10 protein-coding genes are annotated in these 13,073 nt (G+C 69.2%); 3 read left to right on the plus strand and 7 right to left on the minus strand.

Annotated features, from left to right (window positions below; genetic code table 11):
* Nucleotides 1–43 precede the first annotated feature (43 nt).
* The 5 genes from IB230_RS07215 to xerD form a co-directional block, all read right to left on the minus strand.
* On the minus strand, nt 44–493 hold the full coding sequence (locus tag IB230_RS07215) for a hypothetical protein (protein WP_192270423.1): 450 nt from the start codon (nt 491–493) through the stop codon (nt 44–46).
* A gap of 4 nt (nt 494–497) precedes the next feature.
* Nucleotides 498–2,210 (minus strand): type II secretion system ATPase GspE, encoded by a 1,713-nt coding sequence (gspE, locus tag IB230_RS07220; RefSeq protein ID WP_192270425.1) that lies wholly within the window; start codon nt 2,208–2,210, stop codon nt 498–500.
* A 72-nt stretch (nt 2,211–2,282) separates the two neighbouring features.
* Entirely contained in the window at nt 2,283–6,179 is a 3,897-nt protein-coding gene (gene purL / locus IB230_RS07225) for a phosphoribosylformylglycinamidine synthase (RefSeq protein ID WP_192270428.1), read from the minus strand.
* An 80-nt stretch (nt 6,180–6,259) separates the two neighbouring features.
* Nucleotides 6,260–7,090 carry a DsbC family protein gene (locus IB230_RS07230; protein ID WP_192270430.1) on the minus strand — a complete coding sequence of 277 codons (831 nt, stop codon included), beginning with the start codon at nt 7,088–7,090 and terminating at the stop codon, nt 6,260–6,262.
* 108 nt (nt 7,091–7,198) lie between these two features.
* Complete coding sequence (gene xerD / locus IB230_RS07235) at nt 7,199–8,152, minus strand: site-specific tyrosine recombinase XerD (protein WP_192270432.1); 954 nt, start codon at nt 8,150–8,152, stop codon at nt 7,199–7,201.
* Nucleotides 8,153–8,313: 161 nt separating this feature from the next.
* Here xerD and IB230_RS07240 point away from each other — a divergent pair, with 161 nt between their 5' ends.
* On the plus strand, nt 8,314–8,784 hold the full coding sequence (locus tag IB230_RS07240) for an RDD family protein (protein WP_192270434.1): 471 nt from the start codon (nt 8,314–8,316) through the stop codon (nt 8,782–8,784).
* A gap of 7 nt (nt 8,785–8,791) precedes the next feature.
* Here IB230_RS07240 and lptG read toward each other — a convergent pair whose 3' ends face one another.
* Nucleotides 8,792–9,895, minus strand: a complete 1,104-nt coding sequence (gene lptG, locus IB230_RS07245) for an LPS export ABC transporter permease LptG (protein WP_192270436.1) — start codon at nt 9,893–9,895, stop codon at nt 8,792–8,794.
* Nucleotides 9,892–10,971, minus strand: a complete 1,080-nt coding sequence (lptF, locus tag IB230_RS07250) for an LPS export ABC transporter permease LptF (protein ID WP_192270438.1) — start codon at nt 10,969–10,971, stop codon at nt 9,892–9,894. Before lptF ends, lptG begins: the two co-directional genes overlap by 4 nt.
* A gap of 130 nt (nt 10,972–11,101) precedes the next feature.
* Between lptF and IB230_RS07255 the strand changes: the two genes are divergently transcribed.
* Nucleotides 11,102–12,577, plus strand: coding sequence for a leucyl aminopeptidase (locus tag IB230_RS07255; protein WP_192270440.1), 1,476 nt, complete (start codon nt 11,102–11,104; stop codon nt 12,575–12,577).
* Between the two features lie 22 nt (nt 12,578–12,599).
* Nucleotides 12,600–13,022 (plus strand): DNA polymerase III subunit chi, encoded by a 423-nt coding sequence (locus IB230_RS07260; RefSeq protein ID WP_192270442.1) that lies wholly within the window; start codon nt 12,600–12,602, stop codon nt 13,020–13,022.
* Nucleotides 13,023–13,073 lie beyond the last annotated feature (51 nt).

Consider the following 13,073-nt stretch of genomic DNA (forward strand, 5'->3'; position numbering starts at 1 on the left):
GCCCGGCAATGCCGGGCCCTTTCTTTTTTGGGAACGCCGGTCGTCAGTCGCAGGCCATGCGGCCCGCGGGCAGCACGCGCGGATTGCCCATCGCGAAATGCGTCACCGGCCGCTCCCACATCTCGAACGACGAGATGCCCGGCGTGACGCCGCAACTGCTGGTGTAGGTGAAGGTCTCGCCGTCCGTCGACACGTACAGTTCGAACTTGATCGACACCGGCAGCGTGCTGCTGACCATCAGCGTGGTCTGGATGGCGTCGCCACTGCGCGCCGCCCGCAGGTTGCCCGGTCCGTCACCCGCGGGCGCGGATGCGGAGACCTTGCCGTCCACGACCTCGACCTGCAGCGCGAGCGACGGCGAGGCCGTGCCGATCGCGAACCCCGCTGGCAGTTCGCCACGCGCCAGCGTCTTCGGCGCGGGCTTGGCCGCCGACGCGATGGCCGGCATCGCACACATCGCCGCCATCAGGCACCCCGCCAGCATCCTGTTCATCGCCTCAACCCTCCTCGGTGACCCGCAGCACTTCCTCGATGGTGGTCTCGCCGGACAGCGCCTTGACGATGCCGTCCTCGTACATCGTGCGCATGCCGTTCTCGCGCGCTAGCTGCTCGATCTCGCCCATGCCGGCGTGGCGCATGATCGCGCGGCGGATCGCGTCGTTCATCACCAGGAACTCGACGATGGTGGTGCGGCCCAGGTAGCCGGTCGGCGCGATCGCCGAACCGCGCGGACGGTACAGGAAGATCTCGCCCTGCGGCTGGAAGCGGCGCAGGCCGAACTTCTCGATTTCTTCGGGCGAAGCGGCGTACTTCTCCGCATGCGTCGGCTCCAGCCGGCGCACCAGGCGCTGGGCGAGGATGCCGTTGATGGTGGAGGTCATCAGGTAGTCCTCCACCCCCATGTCGAGCATGCGGGTGATGCCGCCGGCCGCGTTGTTGGTGTGCAGCGTGGACAGCACCAGGTGGCCGGTCAGCGCGGACTGGATGGCGATGCGCGCGGTCTCGAGGTCGCGCATTTCGCCGATCATGATGATGTCCGGATCCTGGCGGACGATGCTGCGCAGCGCGTGGGCGAAGTCCAGCCCGATCTGCGGCTTGGCCTGGATCTGGTTGATGCCCTCGATCTGGTACTCGACCGGATCCTCGACCGTGATGATCTTGACGTCCGGCGTGTTGAGCTTGCTCAGCGCGGTGTACAGCGTGGTGGTCTTGCCCGAGCCGGTCGGGCCGGTCACCAGCAGGATGCCGTGCGGCTGTTCCAGCACTTTCTGGAACTGCGGCAGGAACGCATCGGTGAAGCCGAGCTTCTTGAAATCGAACACCACCGTCTCGCGGTCGAGCAGGCGCATCACCACGCTTTCGCCGTGCGCGGTCGGCACGGTGCTGACGCGCAGGTCCAGCTCCTTGCCCTGCACGCGCAGCATGATGCGGCCATCCTGCGGCAGGCGACGCTCGGCGATGTTGAGCTTGGCCATGATCTTGACGCGGCTGATCACCGCCGCGGTGAGATTGGCCGGCGGGCTTTCGCCTTCTTCCAGCACGCCGTCGATGCGGTAACGCACCTTCAGCCGGTTCTCGAACGGCTCGATGTGGATATCAGAGGCGCGCAATTCGACCGCACGCTGGATGACCAGGTTGACCAGGCGGATGACCGGCGCTTCGGACGCCAGGTCACGCAGGTGTTCGACATCGTCCAGGTCGGCGGTGGTTTCGCCATCCGCGTTCTCGACGATGGCGCCCATCGCACTGCGGCCCTGGCCGTAGTAACGCTCGATCAGGTCGCTGATTTCCGAACGCAACGCGACCTGCGGCCGGATGGCGCGGCCGGTGGCCAGCCGCACGGCGTCCAGCGCATAGCGGTCCTGCGGATCGGCCATCAGCAGGTCGATGTGGGTCTCGTCCTCGCCTACCGGGCAGACATGGAACTGCTTGAGGAAACGCTGCGACAGCGCCACCGATTCTGGCGGCACGTCCGGTGCATCCTTCGCGTTGACCAGCGGCAACCCGAGTACGTCGGCCACGGTCTCGGCGTGATCGCGCTCGGACACCAGGCCCAGGCGCGACAGCAGCGCCAGCAGGCCGCCGCCCGCTTCCTCCTGCAGCCGCCGCGCGCGCGCCAGATCGGCTTCCTTCAGCCGCCCGCGCGCCAGCAGGGCCGCGACGATGCGCTCGTCGTCGGAAAGCGGGTTGTCGAGCGCAGCTGCGTCCACGGAAGGCCTCCTTGAAGGCCCGGACTTTATCAGGTGCGGCGTTGGCCCGCCGTCGCCGGCGGGCCCGCGGGTTCATCCCACCCACACGCGTGCGTTGCGGAACATCCGCAGCCACGGCGAGTCGTCCGGCCAGCCTGCCGGATACCAGCTGTGGTTGGCACTGCGCGGGGTGCGCTCCGGATGCGGCATCAGGATCGTCGCGCGGCCATCGTCGCTGGTCAGGCCGGTGATGCCATCGGGCGAACCGTTCGGGTTGAGCGGATAGGTGCTGGCGATCGCACCATCGCCGTCCACGTAGCGCAGCGACACCTGCACGGCGGCCTGGTCGACGGCACTGGCGAACGACGCGCGGCCTTCGCCGTGCGCCACCGCCACCGGAATGCGCGAGCCGGCCATGCCGCGGAAGAACACCGACGGCGATTCCTGCACTTCCAGCAACGCCACGCGCGCCTCGAACTGCTCGCTCTGGTTGCGCAGGAACTGCGGCCAATGCTGCGCGCCGGGGATGATGTCCTTCAGCTGGCTCATCATCTGGCAGCCGTTGCACACGCCCAGCGAGAACGTGTCCTGGCGTGCGAAGAACGCGGCGAAGGCGTCGCGCAGCGCGCTGCGCTCGAGGATCGAGGTCGCCCAGCCACGGCCCGCACCGAGCACGTCACCGTAGCTGAAGCCGCCGCAGGCGGCGAAGCCGCTGAAACCGTCCAGCGCCACGCGACCGCTGATCAGGTCGCTCATGTGCACGTCGAACGCGTCGAAGCCGGCGCGGGCGAATGCCGACGCCATCTCGATCTGTCCGTTGACGCCCTGCTCGCGCAGGATCGCCACCTTCGGCCGCTTGCCGGTCGCGATGAACGGCGCGGCGATGTCGTCGCCGGCATCGAAGGAGAGCTTCGGCTTCAGTCCGGTGCGGCCGAACTGGCGCGAGGTCTCACGCTCCTGGTCGGCGGCCTCCGGGTTGTCGCGCAGCTTCTGCATGGCATGCGTGACCGACCACCAGGCATCGAACAGCTCTTCCCAGCGCCACTCGGCTAACACGTCGCCATCCTGCTGCACGCGGATGGTGGACGCGGTAGTCGGGCGTGCGATGCGCTGCGCGCATTCGGTCAGCGCATGGCGCTCGACCAGGTCGGCGAACGCGGCGCGGTCCTCGTCGGCGACCTGCACGACCGCACCGAGTTCCTCGGCGAACAGTGTGCGGAACGCGTCGTCGCCCCAGCCGTCGAGGTTGATGTCCAGACCCCGGTGCGACGCGAACGCCATCTCGCACAGCGCCGCGAACGCGCCGCCGTCGCTGCGGTCGTGGTAAGCCAGCAGCAGGCCGGCCTCGCGCGCATCGGCGATCAGGTGGAAGAAATCGCGCAGGCGCTGCGGATCATCGAGATCCGGCACGCTTTCGTCGCGGCCGTCGCCGGCGAACGCGGGCCAGGCGCCGTCGCCGCCGGACCGCGGGTAGACCTGCGCCAGGACCGAACCGCCGAGGCGCTTCTTGCCGGCGCCCAGGCCGATCAGCCACAGCTCGCTGTCGTCGTCGCGCGACAACAGCGGCGTCAGCTGCTGGCGGACGTCGGTGACCGGCGCGAACGCGCTGATGATCAGCGAGACGGGCGATACCGACTTCTGCGCCTGGCCATCGCTGTGCCACTGCGCCTGCATCGACAGCGAGTCCTTGCCGACCGGGATGCTGATGTCCAGGTCCGGGCAAAGCTCCATGCCCACGGCCTTCACCGCATCGAACAGCAGCGCGTCCTCGCCCGGATGACCGGCGGCGGCCATCCAGTTGGCCGACAGCTTCACGCGGTGCAGCGATTCGACCGGTGCCGCGCACAGGTTGGTGATCGCTTCACCGACCGCCATGCGGGCGGCGGCGGCGGCGTCGAGCAAGGCCAGCGGCGTGCGTTCGCCGATGGCCATCGCTTCGCCGACGAAGCCTTCGTAACCGCTCAGCGTGATCGCGCAGTCGGCGACCGGCATCTGCCACGGGCCGACCAGCTGGTCGCGTGCGGTCAGACCGCCGACGCTGCGGTCGCCGATGGTGATCAGGAACTGCTTGGACGCCACCGTCGGATGCGCCAGCACGCGCAAGCCGGCTTCGCGCAGATCGATCGACGCCGTCTGCAACGCGGGCCACTTCGGTGCGTCGGGGTAGCGGGTGTCGCGATGCATCTTCGGCGCCTTGCCGAACAGCACGTCCATCGGCAGGTCGATCGGTGCATCGGCCGGGATGTTGCCCGGCGTGGCGCCGTAGGCAACCACCAGATGCTCTTCTTTGGTCGCCACGCCGACGGCGGCGAACGGGCAGCGCTCGCGTTCGCACAGGGCGGCGAACTCGGCCAGCCGCGCCTGCGGCACGCCGAGCACATAGCGTTCCTGCGATTCGTTGCACCACAGCTGCATCGGCGACAGCGAGGGATCGTCGCTGGGCACCTTGCCCAGGTCGATCACGCCACCGACGCCGGAGTCGTGCAGCAGTTCGGGAATCGCGTTGGACAGCCCGCCCGCACCAACGTCGTGGAACCACAGGATGGGGTTGTTGTCGCCCATCGCCACGCACCGGTCGATGACCTCCTGGCAGCGGCGCTCCATCTCGGGGTTGTCGCGCTGCACGCTGGCGAAATCGAGTTCCTCGGCGCTTTCGCCGGAGGCGACCGAACTGGCCGCGCCGCCGCCCAGGCCGATCAACATCGCCGGGCCGCCGAGCACGATCACGGCGTCGCCGGCCGACAACGTCCTCTTCTCCACCTGGATGCGGTCGATCGCGCCCAGGCCGCCGGCCAGCATGATCGGCTTGTCGTAGGCGCGGGTCAGGCCCGCACCTTCCGGCAGCTCGAAGCTGCGGAAGTAGCCCAGCAGGTTCGGACGGCCGAATTCGTTGTTGAACGCGGCGCCGCCGAGCGGACCGTCGAGCATGATCTCCAGCGCGGGCGCCATGCGCGGGTTCAGCGCGCGCGGCGCCTCCCATGGCTGCGGCAGCGTCGGGATGCGCAGGTGCGAGACCGAGAAACCGGTCAGGCCGGCCTTCGGCTTGCCGCCACGGCCGGTCGCGCCCTCGTCGCGGATCTCGCCGCCGGCACCGGTGCTGGCGCCGGGGAACGGCGCGATCGCGGTGGGATGGTTGTGCGTTTCCACCTTGATGCAGAACGCCGAATCCAGCGTCGCTTCGATGCGGTACTGGCCGTTGCCGTCGGGACGGAAGCGCGCCGCCGGATAGCCTTCCACCACGGCAGCGTTGTCGCTGTACGCGCTGAGCGTGTGCTCCGGCGTCTGCGCATGCGTGTGCTTGATCATCCGGAACAGGGAACGGTCCTGGTCCTTGCCGTCGATGGTCCAGCTGGCGTTGAAGATCTTGTGGCGGCAATGCTCGGAGTTCGCCTGCGCGAACATCATCAGTTCGACGTCCGACGGATCGCGGCCGAGTTCGGTGTAGCGCGTGCGCAGGTAGTCGATCTCGTCATCGGCCAGCGCCAGGCCGAGGCGTCCGTTGGCGGCTTCGAGCTGCGCCAGCGGGATGCGTTCCAGTTCGCCGCGCGCCGGTGCGGTGAACAGGGCCGAGGCCTGATCGCGCGTCGTCAGCAGCGATTGCGTCATCGGATCGTGCAGCGCCTTCGCCAGCGCCGGCTGCGCGTCATTCCAGCCCTGCAGGTCGATGCGCAGGCCGCGCTCGACGCGCTTCACCGGCTGGCCGGCGCCGCGCAGCAGTTCGGTGGCCTTGCTCGCCCACGGCGACAGCGTGCCCAGGCGCGGGGTGACGAAGCGCGACACCGCGCCGTCGGCCACCGCCTCCTCCTGGTCGCCGGCCTGCAGGATGCGGCGCAGCGTGGCCAGGTCCGGCGTGGCGCCGGCCTCGGGTTCGATGAAGTAGACATGCCAGGCGCCGCGGATGCGGACATCGGGAGCGATGGACTGGAGCCTGGATTCGAGCCGCGCGCGGCGGAAGTGCGACAAGGCCGGTTGGCCTTCGAGGACGATCATGTCCGGAACCGTGGGGGGCGTGCCGTCAGGACGGGGCCCGCTATTGTAGCGAAGCCGGCGCGGGGCCGGCTTCGTTCGGGTCAGGGAGCGGCGCCTGCGGCGGCGGCCGGGGCCGTTTTGGCCGCCAGTTCGTCCAGTTTGGCGCGCAGGGCGGCCGGCGGCAGGTAACCGCCCAGCTGGATGCCCTCGGCCGAGAAGATGGCCGGGGTGCCGCTCACGCCGACGCGCTGGCCGACGTCGAACTCCATGGTCACCGGGTTCTTGCAGTCGCGCGACGGGATCGACTTGCCGGCCTTGGCGTCGGTCAGCGCACGCTTGCGGTCCGGCGCGCACCAGACCGAGATCATGTCCTTGTGGTCCTTGCTGCCCAGGCCCATGCGCGGGAACGCGAGGTACTCCACCGCGATGCCCTGGCGGTTGATCTCGGCGATCTCCTCGTGGAGCTTGCGGCAGTAGCCGCACTCGATGTCGGTGAACACGGTGACCGTGTACTTGGCGTTCGGCGGCGCAAACACGATCTTCTCGCCATGCGGGATGGTGCCGATGAGCTTGGTGCGGTACTGCGCCAGCGCGGCGCTGTTCTGCATCACGTCTTCCTGCTGCTGCAGGTCGATCACCGCGCCCTGCATCAGGTAGCGGCCGTCGTCGCTGACGTACAGCAGCTGCCCGCCGGCGATCACCTCGCGGAAGCCAGGCAGCGGGGCCGCACCGACGTAGTCGACCTGGGCACGCGGGTTCAGCTGCGCCACCGCGGAGCGCGCGCGCTCGTCGGGCGTGGCACCCTGACCCGGCTTGAACGTGGGGGGCTGGGCCGGCGCGGCGGCCTCTTGCTTGGCGGGCGGCTGCGGGGCCTGGGCGCAGGCGGTCAGGCTCAGGGCGCCCAGCAGGGCGGCGACGATCAGGCGGGGCATCAAGGGCATCCGGGAGGGGCCGTAGGGCGGCTGGCTGGCAGGAACAGGCCAAGATTCTGGCACAGGGCGGCGGCGGGGCGGCTTAACCATCCGCCAGCGTGACATGGTTCACGCACGCGGATGATGGCGCCCGTGCAGCTGTTTCAGGTGCTCGCGCGCCACCAGCGTGTAGATCTGGGTGGTCGACAGCGAGCTATGCCCCAGCAGCAGTTGCAGCGCGCGCAGGTCAGCCCCGCGGTTGAGCAGGTGGGTGGCGAAACTGTGCCGCAGCCCGTGCGGGCTGATGCGGACCGGGTCGATCCCGGCCACCGCGGCATAGCGCTTCACCAGGGCCCAGAACTGCTGCCGGGTCGGCGGCTCGGCGGTGGCGCCGACGAACAGGAACGGCACGCTGCGCTTGCCCGCCAGGACCACCCGCGACTGCGCCAGGTAGGTCTCCAGCCAGTGCTGGGACTCCTCCCCCAGCGGCACCAGCCGGTCCTTGCTGCCCTTGCCGGTGACCCGCAATACGCCCTGCCGCAGGTTGACCGCCGTCGCCGGCAGCGTGACCAGTTCGCTGACGCGCAGGCCGGCCGCGTACATCAGCTCCAGCATGGCGCGGTCGCGCAGGCCCAGCGGCGTGCCGATATCCGGCGCGGCCAGCAACGCGTCGATCTCGGTCTCCGCCAGCGCCTTGGGCAGCGAGCGCGGCAGGCGCGGCGGTTCGAGCAGCGCGGTCGGGTCGTCGCGACGCAGGCCGCGGCGCAGCCGATGGGCGAAGAAGGCACGCAGGGCGGACAGCAGACGCGCATTGCTGCGTGGCGAATAGCCTCCGCGCGTGCGCCAGGCCAGGTAGTCGAACAGGCCGGCGCGATCCGCCGCCGCCAGGCCGCCCTCGCGGCCGTTGCGCCAGCGTGCGAGGCCTTCCAGGTCGCGCCGGTAGCTGTCGAGCGTCGGCCGGGCGAGACCGTTTTCGGCCCAGATCGCATCGAGGAAGGACGCGATGTCGGCCGCATCGGCGTCGGGAACGGGTGGCAGGGCGTTCGCCTGCTGGCGGCGATCGGCGGGCGTGCGGGAAGACATGCCGCCAGCTTAGGCGATGCACCCGCTGCCTGGATGCATCGGCTTCCTGTGGGAGCGACGTCAGTCGCGAAAGGAACCCCCGCCGCGACGTCCATCGCGACTGACGTCGCTCCCAAAGCACCAGGGGGAGGTTGCCCGGGGTTAGCCGGTATCCTGTCGCGATGACGGATCCCGCCCCTACCCCCGACAAACCCCGCGCCCTGATCGGCTGGCGCCTGCTCGCCCTGCTCTACGATTTCTGGCCGGTGCTGGCGATGTGGATCGCCGCGGCCATCCCGTTCGTGCTCGTCGACGTGGTGATCAGCGACAACGTCCGCCACAACATCGAACCGTACAGCCCGATGTGGTGGCTGCTGTGGACCTGCTGCTGGGGCGTCGCGGGGCTGTACGCCACCTTCAGCTGGCTGCGCGGCGGACAGACCCTGGGCATGCGGCCGTGGCGGCTGAAAGTGATCGCGACCGACGGCAGCGCGCCGACGCTGGCCACGCTGTGGCGTCGCTACGCGCTGGCGACGGTGTCATTGCTCGCGGCAGGCCTGGGCTTCTGGTGGGCATGGCTGGACCGCGACCGCTTGGCTTTCCACGATCGTTTCAGCGGCACGCGCATCGTGCGTCTGCCGAAACGCCGCTGACGCCGCGTCAGCGGCTTCTGCGCCGGAACATCAACCAGGAAATGCCCAGCAGGGCGAACGGCGGAATCGCGTAGGCGACGCGGTAATCCAGCCGGAACGCGCCGGCCAGCCGCACGAACATGGTCTGCAGCACGTAGAAGCCCACGGCGAACACGATGCCGAGGAACAGCCGCTTGCCCATGCCGCCACTGCGCAGGCTGCCGAACGCGAACGGGATGGCCGCCAGGCACAGCGCCAGCACGTTGAGCGGATAGAACCAGCGGGCCCAGTACTGGTCTTCGTAGTCGCGCGCATCCAGTCCGTTGCGCTTGCGGTAGTCGATGTTCTGGCTCAACTCGCTGCTCGGCATGTTGCGCGCGCGCACCAGGCTCGACGACAGCACCGCCGCGTCCAGCTCCGACTCCCAGCGCTCGCCCAGCACCGTCGTCTGCACGGCGGAGCGCTCCTTGAAGGTGGTGCGGCGCACGTTCTTCAGCAACCAGAAGCCGTCCTGGTGCTCGGCGGTGGCGGCATGGGCGATCGACGCCAGCCGGCCGTCGTCGGCCAGTTCGTACATGCGCACGTCGCGCAGTTGCAGCGCGACCTTGCCGCCGGCCTGCTGCTTCTCCTCACCGCTCTGCGCGTACAGGAAGGTGTTGCCTTCGCGCGCCCACAGGCCCGAGTAGCGGTCCATCGCGACATTGCCGGTGCGCGCGCTCATCTTCAGCACGTCGGCCTGGCGCTGGCCCCACGGACCCAGCGTCTCGCCGCTGAACACCATCAGCACGGTCAGGATCGCCAGGGCCGCCGCGACCGACACGCTCAGGCGCAGGCGCGACAGGCCGAGCGCACGCAGCGCGGTCAGTTCGGAACTGGCCGCCAGCTGGCCCAGGCCCATCAGCGAGCCGATCACGGCCGCGGTGGGGAACATCGTGTAGGCGCGGCGCGGCACGGTATACAGCACCCACGCGACGGCATGGCCAAAGGTGTAGTTGCCGGTGCCGAGATCGCCGATCTCGCCGGACAACGCCATCACCACGTCCAGCCCCACCAGTACCGCCCAGGTCAGCAGCACGGTGACCAGGACCACCTGGCCCACATAGGTGTCGTGCAGGCGCGGCAACAGCCTCATGCGCGCCTCCGCGGCCGCGACAGCTGGCCGTCACGCAGATAGAACCACAGGCCTGCGGCCAGCAGCGGCAGGGTCAGCCACCACAGGCCCGCCATGCCCGGCAGCTTGCCGTCGGCCAGCAACTGGGTGCCGTTGAACATCAGGCTGATGCCGACCAAGTAGGCTAGGAAGCCCAGCATCACCCGCCCGTAGCGCGTCTGCCGCGGCGAACTGCGCGACAGGGGCAGGGTCAGCAGCGCGAACGCCAGCGCCAGCAGCGGCGGCGTCAGTCGCGCGTGCACCTGGGCGTTCGCGTCCGGGCGCGGGTCGGACAGCAACTGCGGGGTCGGCAGCAGTTCGGGATCGTCCTTGTCCAGCGTGTCGGCGCGGTCGGGCAGCGCGACTTCGTTGGACTTGTAGCGGATCAGGCGGTAGTCCAGACCCGCGCCATCCGGACCTTCGACCCGGAAGCCATCGTCCAGGCGCAGGTAGCGGTTGCGCTCGCCCTCGAAGAACATCTGCCCGGACTTCGCCGTCACCACGTCGATGCGGCCCTCGTTCGCACGATGCATGAACACCTTGCTGAGGCCGGTGCCGTCGGGCGACAGCGCACTGACATAGACCACCGCACCGCTGGACAGCACGGTGAACTTGCCGGCATCCAGCCCGGACACCACCAGGCTGCGGTTGGCGTGCTCCAGCATGTGCTGCGCGGTGCGCAGAGCCCACGGGCCCAGCCACAGCGAGCACAGGCCGACCACGATCACGACCGGCACCACCAGCATCATCAGCGGCCGCAGCAGCCGGCGCGGGCCGATGCCGGCCGCGGTGAGGACCGCCATTTCGGAGTCCCGGTACAGGCGGGAGAACGCCAGCAGCAGACCCAGCATCAGCGCCAGCGGGATGATGTAGGGCATGTAATTGATGAACTGCAGGCCCAGCTGCGACAGCAGCAGCCGCGCCGGCACCTTGCCGTCGGCCACGTCGCCCAGCAGGTCCGCCATCACGCCGCCCACGCTGACCATCAGCAGGATGATCAGGGTGGCCAGGAAGCTCTGGGTGAATTCCCGGAAGAGGTAGCGGTCCAGCTTCGGCATCAGGGGGGCTTGATTTACAATCTCGGGCTTGTGCGCCGCGCCTGCGGCGGCGGTCTCTGCGGTCCGGGATGGCGTCAGCCACCTTTCATCCGGCCCGCGATTGTACGTAACTGAACCGGGAATCTGATCAATGACGCTGGAATTCACCCTGAACCACGAAGCCCCCGCCCAGGCCGGCGTCGATTGCGTCGTGGTAGGCGCCTACGCCGACAAGAGCCTGACACCGGCGGCCCAGGCCGTGGACGCGGCCAGCGGCGGCAAGCTGTCGGCGCTGGTCCAGCGTGGCGACATCGGCGGCAAGACCGGCAAGACCACCCTGCTGCACGACCTGCCCGGCGTGACCGCGCCGCGCGTGCTGGTGGTGGGTCTTGGCGAGGCCGCCAAGTTCGGTGTGGCCCAGTACCTGAAGGCCGTCGGCGATGCCGCCCGTGCACTCAAGCTCGGCCCGGTGCGCAGCACGCTGTTCACCCTGTCCGAAGTGGCGGTCAAGGAGCGCGACGCCGCGTGGAAGATCCGCCAGGCCGTGATCGCCGCCGACCACGCCTGCTACCGCTACACCGCCACGCTGGGCAAGAAGAAGAACGACGACCCCGGCCTGACCCAGTTCGCCATCAGCGGCGACGACGCGCAGGCGCTGGCGCAGGGCGTGGCCATCGCCGCCGGCGTGCAGGTCACCCGCGAGCTGGGCAACCTGCCGCCGAACATCTGCAACCCGGCCTACCTGGCCGAGCAGGCGCAGCAGTTCGCCTCGGAGAACGGCGCCGAAGCCGAGATCCTCGACGAGACGCAGATGGAAGCGCTCGGCATGGGCTCGCTGCTCGCCGTCGCCCGCGGCTCGGCCAACCGTCCGCGCCTGATCGTCCTGAAGTGGAACGGTGCCGCCGAGGCTGACGCCAAGCCTTACGTGCTGGTCGGCAAGGGCATCACCTTCGACACCGGTGGCGTCAACCTGAAGACGCAGGGCGGCATCGAGGAAATGAAGTACGACATGCTCGGCGCCGGCAGCGTCATCGGCACCTTCGTGGCGGCCGTGAAGATGAAGCTGCCGCTGAACCTGGTGGTCGTGGTGCCGGCGGTGGAGAACGCCATCGACGGCAACGCCTACCGCCCGTCCGACGTCATCACCAGCATGTCCGGCAAGACGATCGAAGTGGGCAACACCGATGCCGAGGGTCGTCTGATCCTGTGCGACGCGCTGACCTACGCCGAGCGCTTCAAGCCGGCCGCACTGGTCGACGTCGCCACGCTGACCGGCGCCTGCATCGTGGCGCTGGGCCGCTACGCCAGCGGCCTGATGAGCAAGCACGACGACCTCAGCAACGAACTGCTGGGTGCGGGCGAAACCGTGTTCGACCGCGCCTGGCGCCTGCCGCTGTGGGACGAGTACCAGACGCAGCTGGAATCCAGCTTCGCCGACGTCTACAACATCGGCGGCCGCTGGGCCGGCGCGATCACCGCCGGCTGCTTCCTGGCCCGCTTCACCGAAGGCCAGCGCTGGGCGCACCTGGACATCGCCGGCGTATCGAACGACGAAGGCAAGCGCGGCATGGCCACCGGTCGCCCGGTCGGCCTGCTGAGCCAGTGGCTGCTGGATCGCGTCGCCTGACCGGCGACGCGTGCCCGACGCCATGGCCCGAGCCGATTTCTACCTGATCGCCAAGCCGCGCTTCCTCGAAGAACCGCTCAAGCTGGTCTGCGAGCTGGCGCGCAAGGCGTACGACAGCAACCAGTGGACACTGGTGCTGGCGCGCGATGCCGCGCAGGCGGAGGAACTGGACGAGCTGCTGTGGGAGTTCGATCCGGACGCCTACATCCCGCACCAGATCGCCGGCGACGAAGAGGACGAGCTGACGCCCGTGCTGATCGCCACGCCCGATGTCGACGTGCCGGCGCGTGCACTGGTGATCAACCTGCGCGACGACGCCTTCACCGGCGCCTGCGAACGCGTGCTGGAAGTCGTGCCGGCGGATCCGTCCGCACGCGAGCCGCTGCGCGAGCGCTGGAAGCAGTACAAGGCGCGCGGCTTTGAAGTGAACAAGCACGACATGTAGTGAATCGTCATTCCCGCGAAGGCGGGAACACAGCGACGTCCAGCACTGCAG

Origin of the sequence: Pseudoxanthomonas sp. PXM01, from assembly GCF_014851815.1 — a bacterium.
In the GTDB taxonomy this organism is placed as follows: domain Bacteria; phylum Pseudomonadota; class Gammaproteobacteria; order Xanthomonadales; family Xanthomonadaceae; genus Pseudoxanthomonas_A.